We start from the raw sequence: 23693 nt of genomic DNA on the forward strand, positions 1-23693 counted from the left end.
GTCGGCTGCAGGCCGTCGGTGGCTGGTCGCGCAGTTCCCCGCGCCCCTTACGGGGCGCAGGACTTACGGGGGGTACCGCTCACGCCGCCGCGAGGGCGGCCTCGGCGCGCAGGTCCTCCTCGGAGGCCCCCAGCCGCCAATAGCCCGAAAAGTGCACCCTCTTGCGGTCGATGCCGCGCTCGCGCACGAGATGGCGGCGCACCGCCTTCACGGCCCCCGACTCGCCCGCAACCCAGGCGTACGGCATCCCGCCAGGGAAGACGGCGGCCCGGACCGCGTCCACGAGGAGGGCGGGACGCGGTCCGGGGGCATGGTCGCGGACGAGCCAGGTGATCTCGGCGTCGCCCGCACAGGGCAGGTCCATGACGTCCTCGGCGTGCGGGACCTCGATCCAGACCCGGGCGCGCATGCCGGCGGGCAGCCAGTCGAGGATGGCGCCGACGGCGGGCAGTGCGGTCTCGTCGGCCGCGATGAGCACCCAGTCGGTGCCCAGCGGCGGACGGAAGCCGACGCTCCTGTTGTCCTCGACGGCCGGGCCGAGCAGGACGACGTTCTCGCCGCCCGCGGCCTCCCCGGCCCAGCGCGACGCCGGGCCCAGGTCTCCGTGGAGGGCGAAGTCGACGTCGACCTCGGCCTGTTCGCGGCGCTGCTCGCGCACGGTGTACGAGCGCATGACGGCCCGCACCGCCGGGTCCATGGCCCGCCATTCCGCGAGCCGGCCCTCGCCGTGGGTCTCGGGCAGCACCGGGGTGTGCTGCCCGGGCTGCGGCAGGAACAGCGAGAAGCTCTGGTCGCGGCCGCCTCCGGCGAATTCCCTCAGCTGTTCTCCGCCGAAGGTGATCCTGACCATGGAGGGGCCGAGGCGCCGGCTGCGGACGACATGGGCGTCGAAGAAGCGGAACTGTCCGGCGACGGTGGCGGTCGTCATGGGAACGTCAGCTCACTTTCTTGGCATCCTGGATGGCCTTGGCGAGGTTTTCGAGCAGCGGGGCGGCGCCCGCGTACGAGAAGCGGGGCACGGAGTCCCACGGGGTGATCTGGTTCGCCTTGACGGCGGGGAGCTCCGCCCAGGCGGGCTTGTCGGCGAGGGCCTTGGGCTGCAGCTGGCCGTCGCGGTTGTCGAGCAGGATCAGGTCGGCCTTGTACTTGCCGGCGTTCTCCCAGCTGAGGCCCTCGAAGTAGCCGCCCTCGTCCAGCTTCTCGGGGACGATCAGGTCGACGCCGAGCTCGGCGAAGTACATGAGGTCCGAGTTGGACTTCGGGTTGGAGACGTACATCAGGTCCGGACTGGCGGACGCGGCCATGACCTTGAGCCCGCCGCTCGCCTTGGCGGCCTTGCGCAGGGTCTCGGCGGCGGCCTCGAAGCGGGCCTTGGCGTCGGTGACCTTCTTGGCCTTGAGGTCGGCGCCGAGGGACTCGGCCAGTTCGGCGTAGCGCTTGATGGGCTCGGTCATGGGGACCCGCGCGGTGCGGATTGCGGCGCTGGGGGCGAGGCCGAGGATCTTGTCCTTGCTCTCGTCCGGCACGTACCAGAGCGCACCCTCGTTGAACATGTGCGTCACGAGCAGTTCGGGGCGCAGGGCCGCGTACTTCTCGATGCTGAACTCGCCCCAGGCGTTGCCGAGCACGGTCACCTTGTCGACGTTCAGGTCGCCGGCCTGCGGGACGGCCTTGCCGTCCTTGTCCTTGGTCTCGCCGAAGACGCCGACGATCTGCTGGTCGAGGCCGAAGTCGACGAGGGCGGCCGCGGTGCCGGTGAAGGCGACGATGCGCTTCGGCGTCGACTTGGCGGAGACCTTCTTCTTGCGGTCGTCGGTGAAGGACCAGCTGCCGCCGCCGTCGCCCTCCTTGGCGGAGGAGCCCGAACCGCCGCTACCCCCGCAGGCGGTGAGGAGGGCGCCGAAGGCGGCGACGCCGCCCGCGGTGAGCAGGCCGCGGCGGGAGAGGCGGGTGGGGCTGTTGTGCGGCATGGGTGTGTCTCTCACGCGTCGGGGGTGGCCCTGAGGCCCGGAGCGATATTAGGTTAACCTAACCTAAACTGCTGTCCAGTGGGGGTGGCCACCGCTCCCCGTGACCCGGAGCACGCCCGTGCCTCTCACCAAGTCACCGCAAGCCCCAGGGGCTTCGACGGCGTCACCCCCCTCCCGCGGCCGCCCGCCCGGCAGCACCCGCGCCTCCGTGCGCGCCGCCGGACTGGCCGGATCCGTCCTGGTGCTGCTGGCCGTCGTGGTGCTCAGCATCGGGTTCGGCGCCAAGCAGCTCTCGCCCGCCGAGGTGTGGCACGGGCTCTTCGACAGCGGCTCCCCGGCCTACACCGTGGTGCACCGGATGCGCCTGCCCCGCACGCTCCTCGGCCTGCTGGCCGGAGCCGCCCTGGGCCTGGCCGGCTGCGTGATGCAGGCGCTCACCCGCAACCCGCTCGCCGACCCCGGCCTGATGGGCATCAACGCGGGCGCCTCCGCGGCCGTGGCCTCCTCGGCCTCCTTCCTCGGCGTGGCCACCTTCAACGGCTACGTGTGGTTCGCCCTCGCCGGAGCGGGAGCCGTCGCGGCCCTGCTCTACGCGGTGGGCGGCGGGCGCGGGGCGACCCCGGCCCGGCTGGCGCTCGCCGGCGCGGCACTCAACGCCACGCTCTACTCGTACGTGAGCGCCGTGATGCTGCTGGACACCGCCTCGCTCGACAAGATGCGCTTCTGGACGGTCGGTTCGCTCGCCGACGCCCAGCCCTCGACCGTGCTCAAGGTGCTGCCGTTCGTCGCGGCGGGCCTGCTGCTCGCCCTCGCCCTGGCCCGGCCGCTCAACGCCCTGGCCCTCGGCGACGACTCGGCCCGCGCCCTCGGCGCCCGCCCCGCTCTCACCCGCGCGGCCTCCATCGCCGCCGTGACGCTCCTGTGCGGAGCGGCCACCGCGGCCTGCGGGCCGATCGTCTTCGTAGGACTGATGGTGCCCCACTTCGTCCGCACCCTGACCGGCCCCGACCTGCGCTGGATGCTGCCCTACTGCGCGGTGCTCGCGCCCGTGCTGCTGCTCGGCGCGGACGTGCTCGGCCGGGTCCTGGGCCGGCCCGGCGAGCTCCAGGTGGGCATCGTGACGGCCGTCCTCGGCGGGCCGCTGTTCCTGTACTTCGTGCGGCGCGGAAAGGCGGTGCGCGCATGAGCGTCATCCGCTTCGCCGGCGGCCGCTCCGTCCGCTTCCGCCCGCGGGCACTGGCCGCGGGCACCGGCTGCGCCGTACTGGCGCTCGTCCTGGCCGTGTTCGCCATCGGCAGCGGCGACTACCCGATCGGCCCGGCGGACGTCGTCCGCAGCCTCGTCGGGGACGGCGACCCCGCGCACGACTTCATCGTCAACGAACTGCGCCTGCCCCGCGTCGTCACCGCCCTGCTCGTCGGCGCCGCCCTCGCGCTGGCCGGTGCGCTGTTCCAGTCGGTCGTCCGCAACCCGCTCGGCAGCCCGGACGTGCTCGGCTTCACCCAGGGCGCGGCGGTCGGCGCGCTCGCCGTCGTCGTCGCCGGGGGCAGCAGCCTGGCCCTCGCGGCGGGTGCGGTCACCGGCGGCCTCGTCACCGGCGTCGTCATCTACCTGCTCGCCTGGCGGCAGGGCGTGCACGGGCAGCGGCTCGTGCTCATCGGCATCGGCACGGCCGCCATCCTCACGGGCGTCAACGGCTACCTGCTGACGCGCGGACAGCTGATGGACGCGGCGCGGGCCGTGCTGTGGCTCACCGGCAGCCTGGACGGCCGCGGCTGGAAGGACGTGCTGCCGCTGCTCGTCGCGATGGCCGTGCTGGTCCCCGTCGTACTCCTCGGCTGCAGCCGCCCGCTGCGGATGATGGAGATGGGCGACGACGCGGCGAGCGGCCTGGGCATCCCGGTCGAGCGGCTGCGGCTGGTGCTGCTGGCCGCCGCCGTCCTGCTCGCCTCCTTCGCGGCGGCCGCCGCCGGCCCCGTGAACTTCGTCGCCCTCACCGCACCCCAGCTCGCCAAACGGCTGACGAAGTCGCCGGGCCCCAACCTGCTCGCCTCCATGTGCACCGGAGCGGCCCTGCTCGTCGGCGCCGACCTGATCGGGCAGCAGGCCTTCCCCGGGCACCAGCTGCCGGTCGGCGTGGTGACGGGCGTCCTCGGCGGCGGCTACCTCGTCTGGCTGCTCGCCGCCGAGCGCAGGGCGGGCCGGATATGAGCGCCACAACGACACATGAGAACGGAGCACGGACCATGGCACCCCACGGCGCACCGCGGCTGAGCGGCAGCGACCTGACCCTCTCCTACGAGCAGCGGACCATCGCCGAGGGCCTGACCGTCGCCGTTCCGGACCGGTCCTTCACGGTGGTCGTCGGCCCCAACGCCTGCGGCAAGTCCACCCTGCTGCGCGCCCTGTCGCGCACGCTGAAGCCCGCCGCCGGGACCGTCCTGCTGGACGGCGAGGACATCGCCTCCCTGCCCGCCAAGCAGGTCGCCCGCACCCTGGGCCTGCTGCCCCAGTCGTCGATCGCCCCCGACGGCATCACGGTCGCCGAACTCGTCGCCCGCGGCCGCTACCCGCACCAGAAGCTGCTGCGCCAGTGGTCGCCGGAGGACGAGCGCGTCGTCAACGGGTCCATGGAGGCGACCGGGGTCGCGCAGCTCGCCGACCGGATGGTCGACGAACTGTCGGGCGGCCAGCGCCAGCGCGTGTGGATCGCCATGGCCCTCGCCCAGGAGACGCCGCTGCTGCTCCTCGACGAGCCCACGACCTACCTCGACATCGCCCACCAGATGGAGATCCTCGACCTGTGCGCGCGCCTGCACGAGGAGCAGGGCCGCACGCTGGTGGCCGTCCTGCACGACCTCAACCAGGCCGCCCGCTACGCCACCCACCTCATCGCCATGCGCGACGGACGGGTCGTGGCCGAGGGGGCACCGGGCGACGTGGTGACGGCCGAACTGGTCGAGGAGGTCTTCCGGCTGCCCTGCCGGGTCATCGACGATCCGGAGACGGGCACGCCGCTCGTCGTCCCGGCGGCCCGGCGCCGGGCCCTCGCGACGACGCGGACGGGAGGCGCGGCATGACCTTCGAGACGTACCGGGACCCCTGGGGCATCCCGCACCTGCGCGCCGGCAGCGCGGACGAACTCGCCTTCGCCCAGGGCCACAACGCCGCGATCGACCGCGCCTGGCAGCTGGAGACCGAGCGGCACCGCTCGCAGGGCACCTCGGCGTCCTTCCTCGGGGCCGCGGCCGTGGGCTGGGACCGCCTCGCCCGGCAGACACGCCTGGACGACACCGCACGGCGCTGCTTCGAGCGGCTCGATACGGATACCGCTGCTTGGGTCCGGCGCTACGTCGACGGCGTGAACGCGGGCCTGGCCGAAGGAGCCGGGCGGGCACCGGAGTTCGCGGCCACCGGGCTCGTCCCCGGAACGTGGCAGCCGTGGACGCCGCTCGCCGTATGGCTGTCCCACCACCTCCTCTTCGCGGGCTTCCCCGCCAAGCTGTGGCGCGAACGGGTCGCCCGCACGCTCGGGCCCGGGGCGATCGGCCTGTTCGCCACCGACGGCCACCGCACGTCCGGGAGCAACGGCTGGCTCGTCGCGGGCGACCGCACCGCCACCGGTGCCGCCGTCGTCGCGGGCGACCCGCACCGCTTCATCGAGGACCCGGGCATCTACCAGCAGATCCGGCTGTCCTGCCCGGAGTTCGACGTGGTGGGCCTGGCCGTCCCCGGCGTCCCCGGCACCGGCCACTTCGGCCACACCGGGACGGTGGCCTGGGCCATCACCAACGCCATGGCCGACTACCAGGACCTCTACCGCGAACGGCTCCGCAGGACCGGGACCGGGGTCGAGGCGCTCGGCCCGGACGGATGGCGGCCCGCCGCCGCGCACGTCGAGACGATCGAGGTGGCCGGGGGAGACCCGGTCACGGTCGAGGTGATCGAGACCGATCGGGGCGTCGTCGTCATCGGTGGCGCCGATGATGACGACGAGGCCGTCAGTCTCCGCTGCCCGCCGCGCGTCCGTGAGGATCTCGGCTTCGCCACCCTCCCCGCACTGCTGCGGGCGAGGACGGTCGCCGACGTGGACCGGGCGTTCGACGCCTGGGCGGAGCCCGTGAACGTCGTCCTGGCCGCGGACACCGAGGGCGGCCTGCTGCACCGCGTCGCGGGCGCCGTACCGGTGCGGCACCGGGACAACGGCCTGCGGGTCGTGCCGGCCTGGGAGCCGGACCACGCCTGGCGCGGCTGGCACGAGGAGCTGCCGCGCGAGCCGGTCGACGGCGTCGCCGTGATGGCGAACGCGCGCGGCATCGCGACGCCGTTGGGCGTCGAGTTCGCCGCACCGCACCGTGCCACGCGCATCAGGCAGCTGCTCGACGAGCGCAAGGCGTGGGCGGCGGAGGACATGGCCGCCGTGCACACGGACACGCATCTCGCGTCGGCAGAACCGCTGTTGGAGCTGCTGGACGGGCTCGACGGGCTGACCCCCGGGGCCGCGGCGCTGCGCGACCGGCTCCTGAACTGGGACCGGCGCATGGACGCGGACAGCACCGGCGCCATGGCGTACGCCGCCGTGCGGTCGGCGGTCGTGCGCCGCCTGGCCGCCCACCCGGTGCTGGCCCCGCTGGCCGAACTCCCGGCGTATCCCGAGGTGTTCCTGCCCTGGCTCGCACTCGTCCCGCGCATCGCCTATGCCCTGGAGGGCCTGCTGACGGCCGGGCCGCTGCCCGCCGCCGACCGGGCCGAGGCCGTCAGGGCCGCGGTCGAGGAGACCGCGGCCGCCGGGGAGCCCACGGGCACCTGGGGCGAGGCGCACCGCCTCGCGCCCTGGCAGGCGCTGCCCGGCGCCGTGCCCGAGGAATGGCCCGGGCTCTCCGGCGACCACGACTGCGTACTGTCCACGTCGAGCGTCCCCGGTTTCACCGACCGCAGCGCGCGGGCCTCCGCGGCGCGCTACGTCTGGGACGTCGCGCAGCGCGACGACAGCCGCTGGATCGTCCCGTTCGGCGCCTCCGGCGTGCCCGGCGACCCCCACCACCGCGACCAACTGCCGCTGTGGCAGCGCGGAGAGCTCGTCCCCGTGATCACCGACTGGGACCGGCTGACCCTGGAATCGGAGAACACCACGTCATGAACTTCGTGCACGAGCAGAAGGCCGAAGGCTTCGGCACCGTCGGCATCCGCCCGGTCGCCCCCGCGGCCGACGCCGACCTCATCCACGCCTGGGTGAGCGAGGAACGCGCCCGCTTCTGGGGCATGCGGGAGGCCGGCCGCGAGCGGGTCCTGGAGATCTACGCGTACCTGGACTCGCTGAGCACGCACCACGCCTACCTGGTCCACCGGGACGACCGCCCCGTGGCCCTCTTCCAGACGTACGAACCGGAGCACGACCCGGTCGGCGAGTGCTACGCCGTGCAGCCCGGCGACTTCGGCGTCCACCTCCTGGTGGGCCCGATGGCCGGCGCCCCGGAACCGGGCTTCACGGAGGCGCTGCTGTCCGTGTTCCTGGACTGGGTCCTGGCCGGGGACCCGGAGCGGCGGCGGATCGTGGCCGAGCCGGACGCGCGCAACGCGAAGGCCGTTGCGCGCCTGGAGCGGACGGGGTTCGTGCGCGGGCCGGAGATCGAACTGCCGGAGAAGCGGGCGCAGCTGATGTTCCTGGCGCGGGAGACCTTCGAGAAGGGTTGCTGATCCGAGGGGTGGTGGGCGGGAGCCCGCATGCGTGATCGGCGACACTGACGTCCGGACACCTTCGAAGGGATCTCCCATGCGTGAGCGAACTCCCTTTCCCGCGGCCGTCCTTTCCCGGCTCCCGCAGCTGAGGCTGCTGGTCACGTCGGGGATGCACAACGCCTCCATCGACCTCTCCGCAGCCGCCGAGCGCGGTATCACGGTCTGCGGCACGCGGATGACGCCGTTTCCGGCGGCCGAACTCACCTGGGCACTGATCCTGGAGCTGGCCCGCAGGGCCGGCGCCCAGGACGCGGGGCTGCGCGCAGGCCGCTGGCAGAGCGGCGTGGGGACCGGGCTGGCGGGCGCCACGCTCGGAGTCCTGGGTCTGGGCAAGCTGGGGCGCAGGGTGGCCGACGTGGCCCTGGCGTTCGGCATGGACGTCGTGGCGTGGAGCCCGAACATGACGCCGGAGCGGGCTGCGGCCGCCGGTGTGCGCGCAGTCGGCAAGCGGGAGTTGTTCGAGGAGTCCGACGTGGTGAGCGTGCACCTGCGGCTCTCCGACTCCACCAGGGGACTGGTCTCGGAGGACGACCTGCGTTCGATGCGGCCGACCGCGTATCTGGTCAACACCTCGCGCGCGCCCATTGTCGACCAGGCAGCGCTCCTTGAGGCTCTTGAGAAGGGCTGGATCGCGGGAGCGGGTCTGGACGTGTACGAGGAGGAACCGCTGCCGGGCGCGCACCCGTTGCTGAGCGCGCCCAACACCGTTCTGACGCCCCACATCGGATATGTGACCGCCGACAATTTCGCACTCTCCTACGGGGACTCCGTCGAGGCGGTGAACGCCTACCTGGCGGGTGTTCCGGTGAGGGTCCTCGGCTAGGAGCGTGTCCGGTGGATCTTCGCGCCCCTTACGGGGCGCTACCGCTGCCCCGGCGGGGTGTCCTTGCGGCTGACGGCCAAGTAACCGACGAGGCAGACGATCGGCACCAGCAGCGACAGCGTCACCGGCCCCGTCCCCCAGCCGAGGCCGCCGCGTCCGGACGGTACGCCCATCCAGTCCGCGAACGACGCGCCCAGCGGCCGCGTCAGGATGTACGCCGACCAGAACGCCGCCACCGGGTTCATCCACGCGAAGCGCCCGGACAGCGCCGGCACGGCGATGGCCGCGGCGAAGAGGATGCCGGACGGCAGGTAGCCCAGGTGCAGTGTGCCCGCCGTGAGGTCGCCGATCGCGGTGCCGAGGGCGAACGTGGCGAGCACCGTCGCCCAGTAGAACGTCTCGCGCCGGCGGGTGCGGATGCTGTGGACGGCCAGGGTCTTCTCGGACGCGTACCAGCCGGCCAGGATCGCGGCCAGCGCCCCGCAGAACGCCACCGCCGAGACGGTGTAGGGGATGCCGGCCACGACGTGGACGACGTCGGCGGCCATGGTGCCGAAGACGCTGACCATGACCACGGCCGACCAGTAGATCCACGGCCGGTACCGCGCCGAGCGGAACTGCAGGGCCAACAGGGCGGCGAAACCGGTGAGTCCGAGACATCCGGCGGGTATCGGGCCGAGCGTCCGGCCCAGATAGTCCGAAGCGGTCTCGCCCATGCCGGTGGTGAGGATCTTCACCACCCAGAACAGGGCGGTGACTTGGGGCACCTTGCTCGGGCCCGTCCGCGGTGGCAGCCCTGCCACCGTGCTGCTGCCCTGTACCGGCATGGTCGTTGGCATGGCCTCTTCGCCCTCTCCGCTGCAACTGTCTACAGAACTGTAGACGCAGGCGGAGAGGGCTTCTCATGCTTCTCTCATGTCCTCTTTCACGGCCTCTTCCCTGTCCTCCGCGGACGACATCAGCCGCAGCGGCCGGTCCGGCGCCATGTCCAGCCGGGCCAGCACGCCCGGCACCGCGATGTTGGGCATCATCAGCTGGTAGAGCAGGGAGATCTCGTGCGCGAGCTCCGGCGGCTCGGGCATGGCCTCGGAGATCAGCTGGACGCCCGTCCAGGCGCCGACCATGAGGCGCGCGACCTCCTCCGGGACGACGTGCGGAAGGGTCTCGCCCTGGTCCTTGGCGTCCTGGATCAGTGCGGCGGTCACCGTGCTCCAGTCCGGCCACCGGGTGCCGAACATGGCCCGGGCCCGCTGGTCGACGGACAGCCGGATCGAGGCGCGCAGCAGCGGCTCGCGCTGGACCCGGTACGCGAGCAGCAGCGAGGTGTCCACCAATTCCTGCAATTTGAACGGCTGGGGCGAAACGCCCTCGGTTGTCACTGCTTCGTCGAGTACGCCCCGGGCAAGATCCTCTTTCGAGCTGAAGTGGAAATACAGGGCACCCCGGGTCACCTTGGCGCAGGCAAGGATCTGGGCAATCGTGGCGGCCTCGTACCCGGACTCGTCGAAGACTTTTCCGGCAGCCTCCAGAATCGCCTGCCGGGTCCGGATCGCGCGCTCCTGCTGCGCCACGGCAATCCCCTCCTTCTGCTCCGTCCCCCCTGGTGATAAGTACCGATTAGTAGGTATCTTGGCGCAACGTCCTGCCCCACTCGAGCGTTCGAGTCAGGCATCCCAGGGGGGGATCATGTCCGCAACGGTGTACCAATCCTGCACGCTGGCCCCGGAAACCCCGAAATCGGAGTCCGGCCGGCCGCAGGTCATGGCCGCCTGCCTGCGGAAATCCCCTGTTCCCGGGGAGGTGCCGCGGCTGGTTCCCAAGGAGCTGGTCCATCTGAAGGACCAGAGCGGCGTTCTCGTCACCGGCTGGACGCGCCCGTCGCCCGAGGTATTCCTGGTCGGCGCCGAATGGCCGGGCGAACCGGAGGGACCGGGCGGCGCCCGGCCCGCGGCCGGAACGGCCGCCGGGCTCGTCCGGCAGTGCGGGCTCGCCGTTTCGCATGCCGCGTTCGGGGTGCCGCTCGAATACCAGTCGCTCCTGAAGAAACTGAACTGCACCCTGACGGAGCCGGCGCCGGAATGGCGGGGCGGGCGCACGCCCGTCACCGTGGAGCTGAATTGCTCGCAGATGATCCGGCGCGGCGGGCGGGTGCTCGGCGCCGAGACCATGGAATTCACGGTCCGGCACGAGGGCCGGGTGGTGTGCCGGGCCGACTCGCGGTCCCAGTGGATCTCCCCGCAGGTCTACCGGCGGCTGCGCGGCGACCATCTGACGGCGCCCTGGGGCGGCTGGGACGTGCCGGAGCCGGTGGCGCCGGAGCTCGTGGGCTGCTCCTCGGCCGCGGAGGTCGCCGTGTCCGCCACCGGCCGCCCGGACCGCTGGCTGCTGCGCAACGACCCGGCGAACACCGAGATGTTCGACCACCCCGTCGACCACGTCCCCGGCCTCGCCCTGCTCACCGCCGCCCACCAGGCCGCCCGGGCGGCCTGCGGCCCGCTGTGGACCGCGCCCACGGCCGCGTCCACCTCCTTCGGCCGGTACATCGAGTTCGACGCGCCCTGCCTGCTGGACGTCCGGACGTCGGGGAACGGCGTCGTCGAGGTCGCCGGGAGCCAGTACGGGCTGCCGGCCTTCCGGATCGTCCTCAACGGCTCTACTGGTTGACGAAGCCGCCGTCCACCGGCACCACCGCACCCGTCAGGAACGGCGACCGGTCGCTCAGCAGCCACGCCACCGTCTCGGCGATCTCCTCCGGGGCGGCCGTGCGGCGTTGCGGCGTCATGGAGTGGGCCGTGTCCTCCAGCCCCGGGTTGCGGGTGAACCAGTCCACCGTGATCTCGCTGCGGGTCGTGCCGGGCGCCACGGCGTTGACCCGGATCCCCTCCTGCGCGTATTCGTCGGCGGCGGCCCGGGTCAGGCCGATCACCGCGTGCTTGGAGGCGATGTAGGGGGCGGCGGCCGGGATGGCGACGAGCCCGCCGACGCTGCTGTTGTTGACGATGGCGCCGCCGCCGTTTTCCAGCATGGCCGCTATCTCGTGGCGCAGGCAGTTCCACACGCCCCGGACATTGGTCTCCATGATCGCGTCGTAGACGTCGTCCGCCATGAGGTGCAGCGGGGTCCGGTCGCCGCCGATTCCCGCGTTGTTGAATGCGGCGTCCAGCCGGCCGTACTTCTCGACCGCGAACGCGACCGCGCTGCGTGCCGCTTCGGGGCGGGCGACGTCGGCGACGATGTACGAGGCCTCGGCGCCGGACTCCCGCAATTCCTCGGTGACGGCGGCCAGCCGGTCCTCACGGCGGCCGGTCAGCACGACGGTTGCACCTTCCCGCGCGAAGACGCGGGCTGCGGCGGCACCTATGCCGGAGCCGGCGCCGGTGATGAAGGTGACTTTTCCGGGGAGCAGCAGATTCGCGGTCGTCATGGAGTGCGAGTTTGCCAGGCAGCGGCCGGGTACGGGAAAGCACCCTTGCCGCCCGGGAATCCCCGGGCGGCAAGGGTGAGCGGCCCTCCATCGGAATAAAACATACCGTTTGTTCGGTATGGCTTCTCAACCGGGGTGGACGGGGGTGAGAGAGGCGTACTCCGGCAGCTCGATATCCGCTGCCTTCGCGAACTGGGCGGCCATCGCATTCCGCAGCGGCCATCGGTTCATCCACCGCATCGAGGCGGCCCGCATGCCGATGGCGAGTGCGCTGCGCGGCGCATATCCCGCGGTGCCGCCGGGCGGCAATTGCTGCGCCGCGGCGACGTACGGCCGCATGAGCCGCTCGTACGCGGCGAACGCGGCCCGGTGGTCGCCGCGCGCCGCGGCCAGTTCGCCGGCCAGCAGGTATCCGCCGACCAGCGCGAGGCTCGTCCCCAGGCCGGTGAGCGGCGTAGGGCAGTGGCCCGCGTCGCCCAGCAGCACCGTGCGGCCGCGGGACCAGCGGTCGAGGTGCACCTGGCCCATGGAGTCGAAGGAGAAGTCCGGCGCGGTCCGCATTCCCGCCAGCAGCCGCTGCACCTCCCAGCCCGTGACGTGCGCGAAGCGCCGTGCGACCAGCTCCCGTTGGGCCTCGGTGTCGCGCCGGTCGTAGCGGAGCGGCTCCGCCGACCGGAAGGCCAGTCCGGCCTTGACCTCGCCCGGCAGCCGCCCCGGCCGGGCGGACGCGACGAGCCCGCCGGGGGCGTTGTACATGAGGTACCAGCCGTCGAGGTCCATGCCGTCGTCGACCGTGAACCACGATATGCAGCAGTCGAGTTGCCGCACGCACTGCTCCTCCGGCCCGAACGCCAGGCCGCGGACGGTGGAGTGCAGCCCGTCCGCCCCGACGACCAGGGCGAAGCGGCGCGGGGGCGCCTTCTCGAAGGTGACGGTGACACCGTCGGCGTCCTCGTCGAGCGCGGTGACGGTGTCGTCGAAGAGGTACTCGGTCTCCGGCACCGTTGCGTCGTACAGCACCCGCGCGAGGTCGCCGCGCAGGATCTCGATCTCGGAGACGATCCCTTCGCCGCCGAAGGCGTCCACGGGTATGCGGGCGGTGATCCGCCCACGGCCGTCGACGAGCGCGAGCCCGCGCTGCGCGACGGCGACTGCTTTCGCCTGTTCCATCAGACCCATGCGCTCGACCACGGTGCGCCCGGCACCGCGCAGATCGACGGCTTGGCCGCCGGGGCGGGGCGCGGGGGCGCGCTCGACGACGGTGGGGGCGAATCCGGCCCGGCGCAGCCAGTGCGCGAGTGCGGTGCCGGCGATGCCGGCGCCGGAGATGAGGACGTCAGTGCGGGGCTCCATGCCGGTGAATGTACGGCGTACGCGCTCAACATTGCAATGGTGGGCTGGAGTTCTGAGGCGTACCGCACTAGCGCACTAGGGCGGGGGTGCGGGGTGGGGGCGCGGAGTGGGGGAGTGCACTAGGGCGGTCACGCCGGAAGGGTGAGGTTGTGTACGCGGGGGCAGCGTTCCGGGTACGGTGTGGGAGCGGCCCCCGCCACGGACCGGTTATCCGCAACGAGGGCCAACCGATGGCCTACTTGTCAGTCCTCAGCTTGGAGGAGGACTGACAAGTCATCGGCCGCGAAACCACCCCCGAACCTTCTGCGCAATGCGCTTCCAGGTCGACGGGCGGATCTTTCGGTGACGCCCCACTGGCGCCCCCCTTCATGCAGTGCGGCCAAATACCGGTGACCGCTACCGGAGGAACCCGGGATCGGGTCCTCCGCGAACCCGACGTCGTCGGCTCCTCTTTGAAGGGGGGCGCGCTCGGCGCGCCGCTGTGAACTCTACACGTTTGCCGGGCACTTGGTGTGCCGGTGGCGCTACGCGCGGTATTCGGTACGCGGGGGTGGTGATTCCGGTACGGTGCGGGTGGACCGGGTATCCACAACGAAGGCACAGACCGTATGGCCTGCCTGTCAGTCCTCAGTGCTTCGGAGGACTGGCAGGGTCATCGGCCGCGAAACCGCTACACGGGCTGTCTGTTGCCGCGCATCGCCGCCCGGACTTGGGCCGCGCGCGCGTGGACCACGGCCGCCGAGCCGGCCGTCGGGTCAAGTGGCCTTTCCTCGCCCCGGCATTGGCGGCACAGGCCGCCGGGCAGGGCCTCCGGGCGGCCCGGGATGCCGCAAGCGGTGCACTCCATGATGCGGGCGGCGGGCTGCCGGACCGGCTGCTCCGGTGGCAGCTTGTCGGTCAAGCGCTTGCGGGCCAGCGCACCCGGCGAGTGCACCGGGTCCGGGAGGCCGCTCGTGAGGGCGGCGGTCAGTTGCTCCCTCGTGGTCCCTCGGGCCAGCCATTCCACTGCCAGCGGCTCCAGTTGGGCGCATTCAGTCGCGGAGAGCGTCATGCGGGGCGCGGTGCGGCCGACGGCCGCCAGCGCCTCGTACGCCTCGCTGCGGGTCGCCCTGGTGGGCGGCGCATCGTCGTGGTGCAGGTAGTGGTTCCACCACGCGTCGTCCCGCGCGGTGCGCGAGAAGTGTGTACGGGTCACCCACTGGGTGCCGACCGGCTCCCTGAAACGGCGCAGGTGCCCCGCCTCCGAGAGGTTCTCCAGGGCCTTGGCCACCGCCTGCTGGCCGTACGCGGCCAGCTCCCTGGCCAGCGTCTTGATGTCCACCGCGGCGCCGTCCGGGAGCCGGTCGATGTGCGCGGCGACCGACGCCTCGCGTTCGGGCAGGTGAGCGAAGTCGCTCGCGCGGCGCGGGGCTTGGTCGGGCGCGGATTTTTTGCCGTACCCCGGTCGGGCCATCGGGGGCGCGTACGCGGGTGTGGCAGGGGTAAGCTCGGCAACAGCCATGGGATCGCCTCTAGCTCGATCTTGGTGGTCAGACCCCCGTTCGGTGTTCCTACGCACCGGCGGGGGTTGCTTGTTGCTGGGGACGCTACACGGTCGCCGCACGCCGCGACGGCTTGCTCGGGAAATGTCATCCGGACGTGTGTGCGCGGGAGTTGGGAGGGTGGGTGGGTTATCACCACCACCCATTCCTTGCATACAGCGCTCGGATCTCGGCCCCCGGGTCTCGGGCCGCTACGGTGCGGCGATGTGCCCTATCAAGTGCACCCATGCGGCGGGCGGAACGATCAGTTGCATGCGGTTCCCGAGCTTCGAGTCTCGGACGTGGACTCTGCGAGAGAGGAAGGCGACTTCGACGCAGTCGGCGCCGGTGTTGTCGCTGTAGCTGGACTTGAACCACGCCAGCTGGTCGCTCATTGCTCTTCCGCTGCCTTTCTGAGTAAGTCGGCTGATTCCTCGGCGCTGAGCGCTTGCATACGGATCATTCCGTAGCGTTGGGCCAGATCCCCGACCGTCGCCGCGTCCGAGTGGAGCACGAAGGTGCTCTGGCCCTCCACGTAGCCGTAGTGCTTCCGTTGCTTGCTCTCCAACAGCACCAGCATCCCATTGAGATGGGCGGACGCACAGCGAGCGGTCGGCAGCACTTGCACCGAAACATTCCGCAGCGCCCCCACGTCGACCAAGTGGTGCAGTTGGCACTTCATGACCGACGGACCGCCGATGTTGGTGCGCAGGGCGGCTTCGTAGATCACGTAGCTGAACAGGGTGGACGGCTTGCGCGTCAGCTTCTCCTGCCGCCGCATGCGCGTTGCAACACGCTCTTCGAGCGTCTCGTCGTCCACGGGCGGCCAGTGACTGGCCAGCAGCGCCCGCGCGTAGTCCTCGGTCTGCAGCAAGCCCGGAATGAGCAGAGTGTTGTAGGACGAAATCGCGATGGCCTCGGCCTCGATGGCCATGTACTCAGGGACTTGCGGCAGCTGCGGTTCCGGCTGCAGGTACGCCTGCGCGGCCAGCAACAAGCCATGGGCACCGCAGGTTTGGTCCGCTACCTGCAGAACCCGGAGCGTCGGTTTGCGACGCCCCTGCTCCATCGACTTGATCGTCTCGTACTCGTACCCCGCCTCCTTGGCGAGCTCCTCCCGGCTCACACCGGCCCGCGTGCGCCAGAGCTTGATCTGGTTTCCGCAGTACTGCCAAGCCATCGGCGACGCCATACCGCAACCCGCCCTCTCCGGGGCCACCGCGGGTACAACCCGGCACCGTACCCGCCTCGCCCCTGCCCGGCATGTTCCCGCGAAGCCCATGCTGTGACCCCTCAACGGGTCAACTGCCCCGCTCCCGAGTGACGGCGCTGAGCAACAAGGGATACGCACTCATGGCAAACCCCCTCCCCGACCGGTTCGTCGGATGGTGCCTCCCGCGGCACCCGCGCAGCGTGGGCCGGTCCCGCATGCTGCTGCGCGAGCAGGCGCAGGAATGGCAACTCCCCGAGCCCGAGGCCGAGACGGCCGTCCTCCTCCTCAGCGAGCTGATGACGAACGCGTGCCGGCACGCACGCGCCGCCCCCGGCCGGGAGATCAGCGCCCGGTGCGTCATCGTCGGCAAGACGCTCCGCGTCGAGGTGTCGGACGCGGGCGACGGTCTGCCGCGCGAGCGCAACGCCTCGCCGGACGACGAGTCCGGCCGCGGCCTCGCCCTGGTGGCCGCGCTCGCCACGGCCTGGGACGTGCGTCCCAGGCCGCACGGGATCGGCAAGACGGTCTGGTTCGAACTGGAAACCCACCGGCCATAATTGGGCCATGCTCAACTTCTGGCCTTCGAACCGCCCCTTGCTCCCCGACCTGACGCCGGTCAAGGACGCCCTCCGCACCGCGCTCGGCGAGGCCGAAGAGGCCGAACGCCCCGGCCTGGAGCGCGCCCTCGCCATCGTCGAGGAGTTCGCTTCCGCCGACCAGGTCGCGACCCAGGACTGGGCCCGCAAGACACTCGCCGTCGCCGGGGTCGACCCCGTCACGCACGAGGTCAAGGCCGTCCGGGCGCTCCGGCAGGCACGGCCGGGGCTCGGTCTCAAGGAGGCCGTCGACCTGGTGAGGTCGCTCAACCCGGGTGACTCGTAGGGGGACACCACGACGCCCCGTAAGGGGCGCGGGGAACTGCGCGACCGGCCACGACGCGCCCGCAGTCGACGTCCCCGGGGCTTCGCCCCGGACCTCAGGAGTAGTGCGTCGGCTGCAGGCCGTCGGTGGCCGGTCGCGCAGTTCCCCGCGCCCCTTACGGGGCGCATCCTCCCCAATCATGATCCAGAGCGGAGCGGCCCCCGCCTACGGTGATGAACACGTCAACCAACGGGAGGAACCCCCGATGTCCCGCACGTCCACCGCACTCGTCTCCGCACTGCTCGCCGCAGCGGCCGTCGTCCCCGCGGCAGCCCCGGCCGGCGCCGCGGCCCCGGACCGGGCCGGAGGCCGCGCCGCGCTCCAGCAGTCCCTGGACGCGGTGGTCGCCACGGGCGTGCCCGGCGCCATAGCCGAGGTGCGGGACGAGCACGGGACCTGGCGGGGCAGCAGCGGGATCGCCGACATCGGCAGCGGGCGTCATGCACAGGCTGGGGACAAGTTCCGCGCGGGAAGCGTGACCAAGACCTTCGTCGCCACGGTCGTGCTGCAGCTCGTCGCCGAGCACAAGCTCGGTCTGGACGACGCCATCGAGCAGCACCTGCCCGGCCTCGTGCCCAACGGTGAGCACATCACCGTACGGCAGTTGCTCGCGCACACCAGCGGACTGGCCGACTACCTCACCGACGTCCTGCTCCAGAAGCTGGACGCGGACACGGTGAAGAAGCTGCAGACCGCCACCTACACCCCGCAGGACCTGGTCGCCATGGCGGTCAAGGCCGGACCCAAGTTCGCGCCGGGCACCTCCTGGTCGTACTCCAACACCAACTACGTCGTCCTGGGCCTGCTGATCGAGAAGACGACCGGTCACTCGCTCGGCCAGGAGATCGGCCGGCGCATCGTGCGACCGCTGCACCTGACCGGTACGTCGTTCCCGACCACGCCGAAGATGCCCGGTGCGCATCTGAACGGCTACGAGTGGTTCAACGGGCCGTCCGCGGCGCCGACCGACACGACGGACTTCAGCCTGTCCGTCTACTGGGGCGCAGGGACGCTCATTTCGACGACCCACGACCTCAACACGTTCTACAGGGCGCTCGGTAAGGGCCAGTTGCTGCCGCCCGCTCTGCAGCGCGAGATGTACACCATGCGCCCGGACGGAGCCGACCGGCCTGGCCGCTCGTACGGCCTCGGCCTGGAGGGCAACGTCAACTACTGTGCGGGGACGGGGCAGGCGCCCGTGTGGGGTCACACGGGCAGCGTCGCCGGATACAACACCTTCAGCTTCACGACGGCCGACGGCAAGCGGCAGATCACGCTCTCGCTCAACCAGGACATCAGCAAGACGGAGAAGCAGGACGAGGCCGCCATCAAGGTGCTGTCGACCGCACTGTGTCGCAAGTAGCAGGAGCAACCGCCCGGCCGGCCGCGTAGTGCACGTACTCGCGGACGAGCCGGAAGCCCGTCGCGGCGGCGAGGGTGCGGCTGGGGTGGTTGTCGCGGGAGCAGGTCCAGCTCGCGGTGCGGCCGCGGGAAGCGATGTCCGCGCAGAGGGCGTGGACGCACGCACGCGCCAGGCCCCGGCCGCGGGCCTCCGGCGCGGTGGCGACGGCGATGTCCTCGTAGCGGCTGCCGAGGAAGTAAGTGCAGGCCAGTGACAGCAGTCGGCCGTCACGGAAGGCGCCGTGGCAGTGGCCGGAGGCGGCCAGGGCGTACGGACCGCCCCAACTCTCCGTGATCCAGGCGAGGTCCGGGCCCAGGGAGTGGACGGCGTCCGCATCGGCGCCGGTGAGGCGGCGGATCCGGGTGCCCGGTGACGGCACAGGCGTGCGTCCCGCGTCGCCGTCCCGGACCCACACCATGCGCTCCCACGGCACGATCCGGTCGAAGGCGGCCCCGAGCAGGGGCAGGAAGCGGTCCGGCGCGGCGAACCAGCTGCGGGCCAGCGGGGCCAGGTCCTCCGGGCGCACGGCCCGCGGGTCGCCGCCCAGCAGGACGTGGCCCGCGCAGCCGACCGCTCCGGCCCGCGGCGCCCGCGGGTCGTCGGCCCACCAGCGGCCCGTCCCGGTCGACCGGATGTGCTCCGTGAGGGAGCCCAGCCCCGGGCGTCCCGACGGGAACCAGGACTCCCAGGGGCCGCCGGCCGGGACGGGCGCGGCATGACGCGTCGGCGTGGTCATGTGGGCAGCGCGGCGCCGCAGCGCCCTGTCAGGGGCGCGGGGAACTGCGCGACCAGCCACGACGCGCCCGCAGTCGAGGTTATCGGGGCTTCGCCCCGGACCCCAGGGGGCAGTGCGTCGACTGCAGGCCGTCGGTGGCTGATCGCGCAGTTCCCCGCGCCCCTTCGGGGCGCGCTCACGTACCGCACTTCTCCGAGCCCCCTAAGTGACAAGTGACCCGGTTTCAAGCGGCGTTGCCGACCAACTGGTCAGCGAGCTTGCACAGCCGTCGGACCGTGCGGTCCTCCATGGCGACCGGTGCGGCGGGGGAGAGCGCCGTGCGGTCGTAGTAGCCGCCGGGGACGACCTCGGTCGCCGGGTCGCACAGGCGCACCACGCGCTGCGCGCCCTCGGCGGCGGAGTCGCCCTCGTGCGCGTAGAGGGGCATGAGCGCGGTGTCGCAGATGCCGGGGCGCACGCTGACGGACGTCCAGCCGGCCCCGGCGGGGGCCGCGGCGCGGGCGAGGACCGTGAGGGCGAGCTGCGACTGGGCGTAGGCGGCGAGCCGGGAGTAACGGCGGGCGCGGTGGGGGTCGTTCCAGGCGATGGACGCGGTGCGGTGCATGGAGGACGACACGTTGACGACGCGGCCGCCGGGGCGGGCGGACAGCGCGCCGGAGAGCTCCTTGGTGAGCAGGTAGGCGGCCAGGAAGTTGACCTGCAGGGAGAGCTCGTTGCCGTCGCCGGTCATCGTGCGGCGCTCGGGCGCGGCGACGGCGGCGTTGTTGACCAGCGCGTCCAGGGCGGGGTGTTCGTCGGCGACGCGGGCGGCCATCGCGCGGACCTCGTCGAGCCGGGAGAAGTCGGCGACGACGAGCCGCAGTTGGAGCGGGTTCGCACCCGTGGCCGCGAGCCGGGCGACGGCGTCGTCGCCGGAGGCCTGGTCCGGTGCGTGCAGGACGACGGTGTCGCCCTGTGCGGCGAGCAGCCGGGCGGTCTCCCAGCCGATGCCGGAGGTGGCACCGGTGACCAGCACGGTCCGGGGGGAGGGCGAGACGGCGGAAGACATGATCCACTCCGGGATTAGGGGAGGCGGCAGCGCCCCGCCGGGCGGCGGGGAACGGGGTGCCGGGCGAACGAGGGGCCGCACCGGGCGCGACAGGGCACGCCGACGGGCGGTGTTCCGGTGGTGCCGGGTGATGCGGGACGGCCGGAGACAGGGACGGCTACGGCAGATGGACGCGCGCAGGCGCGGCAGGCGGGACGGAGCGGGCTCAGCCGCGCGGTGCCGGTATCCCGGCCGGACGCGAACAGCGCGCAGGACGCGGCGTCGCCGTATGAGGCGGCCGGTCGTTCTCGCGCAGAGGGCTGTTCACGGGATCCATCCAAGGAGGCCGGCGGCCCGGGCTCAAGAGGACGCGGGCACTTCTGACGCCCTCCTGATGCCCTCCTGATGCGCGCGGGCGCACGCCGCCGACGATCAGGTGAATCTTTCACACCATGTTCGACGTATGTTCGTTTGATTTACTCCGAATGGTCCACTATTCGGGTGAACTGCCGGACTAGAGGTGTGGCGTGCTTTTTGTTGCGGGAGACGTGGAGATAGGCTGCCGCGCCAGAGGGGCGGCCGTGCTCTGGCAACGGGAAAACGGGAGGCCGTCATGGCGACACTGTGCAGACCGGCCATCGCGGTACCCGAGCATGTGATCACGCGGGAAGAGACCCTGGAACTGGCGCGCACGCTGCACGCCGACCACCCGCAGCTCGACCTGGCACTGCGGCTCATCGGCAACACGGGCGTCCAGACGCGCCATCTGGTGCAGCCGATCGAGGACACCCTCAGGCACCCCGGCTTCACCACGCGCAACGCGCGCTACGAGGCGGAGGCCAAGGCGAGGGTCCCCGACGTCGTGCAGCGGGCGCTCGACATGGCCGAGGTGACCGTCCGCGACATCGACATGATCGTGTACGTCTCGTGCACGGGCTTCATGATGCCGTCCATGACGGCGTGGCTGATCAACACCATGGGCTTCCGCAACGAGACCCGCCAACTCCCCATCGCGCAGCTCGGATGCGCGGCCGGCGGCGCCGCCATCAACCGCGCGCACGACTTCTGCATGGCCTACCCGCGGGCCAATGTGCTCATCGTGGCCTGCGAGTTCTGCTCGCTGCTCTACCAGCCGACGGACCTGGGTGTCGGTAATCTGCTCTCCAACGGCCTCTTCGGCGACGGCATGGCGGCGGCCGTGGTGCGCGGCCAGGGCGGCTTGGGGGTGCACCTGGAGCGCAACGGCTCGCACCTGGTGCCCGATACGGAGGCCTGGATCTCCTACGGGGTCCGGGACACGGGCTTCCACTTCATCCTGGACAAACGGGTGCCGGGCACGATGTCGATGCTGGCGCCCGCGATGCGCGAGATGGCGAAGCCGCACGACTGGGACGTCTCCGCCCTCGACTTCTACATCGTCCACGCGGGCGGTCCGCGGATCCTCGACGACCTGTGCCACTACCTGGGGCTGACCCCCGAGATGTTCCGCTACAGCCGGGCCACGCTGACGGAGCGCGGCAACATCGCCAGCGCGGTCATCTTCGACGCGCTCGACCGGCTCTTCGAGGACGGCGGCGCGGGGCACGAGGCGCGGGGCGTCATCGCCGGGTTCGGGCCGGGCATCACGGCGGAGATCGCCCTGGGGACGTGGGTGGGGGCCCGCGAGACCGTGCCCGTCCGGGCCTGAGGGCCGCCGGGCCGCTCCCGGCGGAGCGGCCCGACGAGGCCGTCAGAGGTGCCGTCAGAGGTGCCGTCAGAGGTCGAACTCGGCCGGGTTGATGCCCAGGGCGAAGCACGCCTCGCGGACGACGGCCTGTTCCGACTTGTCGAAGTCGCCGTCGGCGCCGCCGATCACGATGCCGATCTGGATCACGGCACGCGCCTCGGTCGGCTTCTTGTGCACCTTGCCGATGGTCTGCAGCACGCTGACCTTGCCGAAGTCGAAATCGGTCGTCAGCTTCTGGCAGTAGTCGTGGAATCGCGCCTGCAGGTCGTCGACCGGGAAGTTCCGCAGGACGTCGTTCGTGGCGATCAGCGACGCGACGCGCTGCCGCTCGGAGGCGTCGATCGAACCGTCGGCAGCCGCCACCAGCGCGCACATCGCCATGCTCGCGTCCCGGAACGCGCCGCTCTGCAGCTCGTTCTTCTTCGCTATGAGCTGGCCCTGCATCGTCGTGGCCGAGTCCTTGAGTCGGTCCCAGAGCGCCATGTGCGTTTCTCCTCGTTTCTCGGGGTGCACATGGAGAACGGATCCGAAAGGTAAAGAAGTTCCCAAGGAGACGTACAGGAACCGAGGAACGGCTGAGGCAGCCTCAATTCGCCAGCGGTTCAAGGCCGAGCGGCTGCAGCTTGCCCTCGATCATCGCGCCCAGCCCCTCGACCGCGCAGACGTCGGGGTGCTCGGCGATCTGCACCATCATCCCCGTCGCCCGCTCGATCATCGTGTCCAGGCCCGGCAGCATCGCGCTGCCGCCGGCGAGCATCACGCCGCGGTCGGCCAGGTCGGCCACCAGGTCCGGCGGGCACTCGCGCAACACCCGCCCTATGGCGTCGAGGATGGCGGTGAACGGGGTGTTGATGGCCTCGCGGACGTGCGCGGTGTTCACCAGGACCGTACGGGACAGGCCCGTGGCCACGTCCCGGCCGCGCACCTCCGTCTCCGTGCCGACGACCGCCGGGTCGGAGTAGAGGGCCAGGTGCAGCGGGTGCAGGCCCTGGGAGGGCAGCATCAGCTCGTGCTCGCTGCGCAGGTGCTGGACGACGGCGTAGTCGATCGCGTCCCCGCCCACCTGCACCTTCTCGGCCGCCACGATCGAGCCCAGCGACAGCACCGCGACCTGGGTGGACGCCGCGCCGCACACCACGATCATGGTGGCCTCGGGCCGCTCGACCGGCAGCCCGCTGCCCACCGCGGCGGCGATGAGGGCGTCCACCAGCTCGACCCGGCGCGCCCCGAGGGCGCTGAGCGTCTCCACGGCGGCCCGCTGCGCGATGGGTTCCGCGTCGTGCGGCAGGCAGACCGCGGCGCGCAGCATGGGCTTGCGCCGCCAGGCGCGGCGGATCTTGTCGTTGACCAGGAAGCGGAGCATCCGCTGGGCCATGTCGATGTCGACGACGGTGCCGCCGGAGATGGGCCGCACGACCCGGATGTGCCCCGGCGTCCGGCCGGCCATGCCCTCGGCGAGGGAGCCGACCGCGATCAGCGAACCGGTGCGGGTGTTGACCGCGGCGAGGCTGGGTTCGTCGACGACCAGCCCGGTGTTCTTGAGATAGACCCGGGTCCTGGCGGCGCCCAGGTCGACGGCGACGGTGCAGCGGCTCAGCTGATCGAGACTGAGGGTCATGGCCCCATCCTGGGTGGCCGGGCCCGCACTTGCCTGCTGGGCTGCGCCGTGCGGGGCACTGCGCGTGCGGCGGTGCCGGGGTGAACACCCCCGTCGCCCACCCCGGCCGCCACTCCGAGGAGTCTTGCAGGGGGGTCTGACAACGGGGGCTTCGCGCCCCGTCAGGGGCGCGGGGAACTGCGCGCTCAGCCACCGACGGCCTGCAGCCGACGCACCACCCC

At 71.8% G+C, this 23693-nt stretch carries 24 protein-coding genes; 11 read left to right on the forward strand and 13 right to left on the reverse strand.

Annotation, left to right across the window (positions count from 1 at the left end):
* Positions 1-79 precede the first annotated feature (79 nt).
* Together ACWD4B_RS29635 and ACWD4B_RS29640 are read right to left on the reverse strand one after the other, a co-directional pair.
* Positions 80-928, reverse strand: a complete 849-nt coding sequence (locus ACWD4B_RS29635) for a siderophore-interacting protein (protein ID WP_451423626.1) — start codon at positions 926-928, stop codon at positions 80-82.
* Between the two features lie 7 nt (positions 929-935).
* Complete coding sequence (locus tag ACWD4B_RS29640) at positions 936-1970, reverse strand: ABC transporter substrate-binding protein (RefSeq protein ID WP_451423648.1); 1035 nt, start codon at positions 1968-1970, stop codon at positions 936-938.
* Positions 1971-2088: 118 nt separating this feature from the next.
* Between ACWD4B_RS29640 and ACWD4B_RS29645 the strand changes: the two genes are divergently transcribed.
* The 6 genes from ACWD4B_RS29645 (at position 2089) to ACWD4B_RS29670 (ending at position 8532) form a co-directional block, all read left to right on the forward strand.
* Positions 2089-3156: a FecCD family ABC transporter permease gene (locus ACWD4B_RS29645; protein ID WP_451423627.1), complete on the forward strand. Its 1068-nt coding sequence runs from the start codon at positions 2089-2091 to the stop codon at positions 3154-3156.
* Positions 3153-4181, forward strand: coding sequence for a FecCD family ABC transporter permease (locus ACWD4B_RS29650; RefSeq protein WP_451423628.1), 1029 nt, complete (start codon positions 3153-3155; stop codon positions 4179-4181). Before ACWD4B_RS29645 ends, ACWD4B_RS29650 begins: the two co-directional genes overlap by 4 nt.
* A 35-nt stretch (positions 4182-4216) precedes the next feature.
* Positions 4217-5050 carry an ABC transporter ATP-binding protein gene (locus ACWD4B_RS29655; protein ID WP_451423629.1) on the forward strand — a complete coding sequence of 278 codons (834 nt, stop codon included), beginning with the start codon at positions 4217-4219 and terminating at the stop codon, positions 5048-5050.
* Complete coding sequence (locus tag ACWD4B_RS29660; protein WP_451423630.1) at positions 5047-7110, forward strand: penicillin acylase family protein; 2064 nt, start codon at positions 5047-5049, stop codon at positions 7108-7110. The genes ACWD4B_RS29655 and ACWD4B_RS29660 overlap by 4 nt, the downstream gene beginning before the upstream one ends.
* The gene (locus ACWD4B_RS29665; RefSeq protein ID WP_451423631.1) at positions 7107-7667 is read left to right on the forward strand and encodes a GNAT family N-acetyltransferase; all 561 of its coding nucleotides are present in this window, start codon (positions 7107-7109) and stop codon (positions 7665-7667) included. Before ACWD4B_RS29660 ends, ACWD4B_RS29665 begins: the two co-directional genes overlap by 4 nt.
* A gap of 76 nt (positions 7668-7743) precedes the next feature.
* On the forward strand, positions 7744-8532 hold the full coding sequence (locus tag ACWD4B_RS29670; protein WP_451423632.1) for a D-2-hydroxyacid dehydrogenase family protein: 789 nt from the start codon (positions 7744-7746) through the stop codon (positions 8530-8532).
* Positions 8533-8570: 38 nt separating this feature from the next.
* Here ACWD4B_RS29670 and ACWD4B_RS29675 read toward each other — a convergent pair whose 3' ends face one another.
* Both ACWD4B_RS29675 and ACWD4B_RS29680 read right to left on the reverse strand, forming a co-directional pair.
* Positions 8571-9371 (reverse strand): COG4705 family protein, encoded by an 801-nt coding sequence (locus ACWD4B_RS29675; RefSeq protein ID WP_451423633.1) that lies wholly within the window; start codon positions 9369-9371, stop codon positions 8571-8573.
* Positions 9372-9434: 63 nt separating this feature from the next.
* Positions 9435-10103, reverse strand: coding sequence for a ScbR family autoregulator-binding transcription factor (locus ACWD4B_RS29680; RefSeq protein ID WP_451423634.1), 669 nt, complete (start codon positions 10101-10103; stop codon positions 9435-9437).
* 115 nt (positions 10104-10218) lie between these two features.
* On the opposite strand from ACWD4B_RS29680, the gene ACWD4B_RS29685 reads away from it, so the two are divergent.
* Positions 10219-11196: a ScbA/BarX family gamma-butyrolactone biosynthesis protein gene (locus tag ACWD4B_RS29685; RefSeq protein ID WP_451423635.1), complete on the forward strand. Its 978-nt coding sequence runs from the start codon at positions 10219-10221 to the stop codon at positions 11194-11196.
* On the opposite strand, the gene ACWD4B_RS29690 is transcribed toward ACWD4B_RS29685, so the two are convergent.
* From ACWD4B_RS29690 to ACWD4B_RS29710, 5 genes are all read right to left on the reverse strand, one after another.
* The gene (locus ACWD4B_RS29690; RefSeq protein ID WP_451423636.1) at positions 11186-11956 is read right to left on the reverse strand and encodes an SDR family NAD(P)-dependent oxidoreductase; all 771 of its coding nucleotides are present in this window, start codon (positions 11954-11956) and stop codon (positions 11186-11188) included. The genes ACWD4B_RS29685 and ACWD4B_RS29690 overlap by 11 nt on opposite strands.
* Before the next feature lie 126 nt (positions 11957-12082).
* The gene (locus ACWD4B_RS29695; RefSeq protein WP_451423637.1) at positions 12083-13309 is read right to left on the reverse strand and encodes an FAD-dependent monooxygenase; all 1227 of its coding nucleotides are present in this window, start codon (positions 13307-13309) and stop codon (positions 12083-12085) included.
* 670 nt (positions 13310-13979) lie between these two features.
* Positions 13980-14762 carry a hypothetical protein gene (locus tag ACWD4B_RS29700; protein WP_451423638.1) on the reverse strand — a complete coding sequence of 261 codons (783 nt, stop codon included), beginning with the start codon at positions 14760-14762 and terminating at the stop codon, positions 13980-13982.
* Between the two features lie 279 nt (positions 14763-15041).
* Positions 15042-15224, reverse strand: coding sequence for a DUF397 domain-containing protein (locus ACWD4B_RS29705; protein ID WP_451423639.1), 183 nt, complete (start codon positions 15222-15224; stop codon positions 15042-15044).
* The gene (locus ACWD4B_RS29710; protein WP_451423640.1) at positions 15221-16009 is read right to left on the reverse strand and encodes a helix-turn-helix domain-containing protein; all 789 of its coding nucleotides are present in this window, start codon (positions 16007-16009) and stop codon (positions 15221-15223) included. The genes ACWD4B_RS29705 and ACWD4B_RS29710 overlap by 4 nt, the downstream gene beginning before the upstream one ends.
* 173 nt (positions 16010-16182) lie before the next feature.
* On the opposite strand from ACWD4B_RS29710, the gene ACWD4B_RS29715 reads away from it, so the two are divergent.
* The 3 genes from ACWD4B_RS29715 (at position 16183) to ACWD4B_RS29725 (ending at position 18326) form a co-directional block, all read left to right on the forward strand.
* Positions 16183-16599 carry an ATP-binding protein gene (locus tag ACWD4B_RS29715; RefSeq protein WP_451423641.1) on the forward strand — a complete coding sequence of 139 codons (417 nt, stop codon included), beginning with the start codon at positions 16183-16185 and terminating at the stop codon, positions 16597-16599.
* A gap of 7 nt (positions 16600-16606) precedes the next feature.
* Positions 16607-16924, forward strand: coding sequence for a hypothetical protein (locus tag ACWD4B_RS29720; protein ID WP_451423642.1), 318 nt, complete (start codon positions 16607-16609; stop codon positions 16922-16924).
* Between the two features lie 244 nt (positions 16925-17168).
* A complete protein-coding gene (locus ACWD4B_RS29725) occupies positions 17169-18326 on the forward strand; it encodes a serine hydrolase domain-containing protein (RefSeq protein WP_451423643.1) in 1158 nt (385 codons plus the stop codon).
* Here ACWD4B_RS29725 and ACWD4B_RS29730 read toward each other — a convergent pair.
* Both ACWD4B_RS29730 and ACWD4B_RS29735 read right to left on the reverse strand, forming a co-directional pair.
* Positions 18292-19101 carry a GNAT family N-acetyltransferase gene (locus tag ACWD4B_RS29730; RefSeq protein WP_451423644.1) on the reverse strand — a complete coding sequence of 270 codons (810 nt, stop codon included), beginning with the start codon at positions 19099-19101 and terminating at the stop codon, positions 18292-18294. The genes ACWD4B_RS29725 and ACWD4B_RS29730 overlap by 35 nt on opposite strands.
* A 223-nt stretch (positions 19102-19324) precedes the next feature.
* Entirely contained in the window at positions 19325-20149 is an 825-nt protein-coding gene (locus ACWD4B_RS29735) for an SDR family NAD(P)-dependent oxidoreductase (RefSeq protein WP_451423645.1), read from the reverse strand.
* A gap of 592 nt (positions 20150-20741) precedes the next feature.
* On the opposite strand from ACWD4B_RS29735, the gene ACWD4B_RS29740 reads away from it, so the two are divergent.
* Positions 20742-21815 carry a type III polyketide synthase gene (locus tag ACWD4B_RS29740; RefSeq protein WP_451423646.1) on the forward strand — a complete coding sequence of 358 codons (1074 nt, stop codon included), beginning with the start codon at positions 20742-20744 and terminating at the stop codon, positions 21813-21815.
* Between the two features lie 66 nt (positions 21816-21881).
* Here the strand turns inward: ACWD4B_RS29740 and ACWD4B_RS29745 are convergent, their stop codons facing one another.
* Positions 21882-22337, reverse strand: a complete 456-nt coding sequence (locus tag ACWD4B_RS29745; RefSeq protein WP_451423647.1) for a tellurite resistance TerB family protein — start codon at positions 22335-22337, stop codon at positions 21882-21884.
* Positions 22338-22440: 103 nt separating this feature from the next.
* Positions 22441-23472, reverse strand: a complete 1032-nt coding sequence (locus tag ACWD4B_RS29750) for a rod shape-determining protein (RefSeq protein ID WP_336410713.1) — start codon at positions 23470-23472, stop codon at positions 22441-22443.
* Positions 23473-23693 lie beyond the last annotated feature (221 nt).

It is taken from the genome of Streptomyces sp. NPDC002536 (assembly GCF_053594995.1).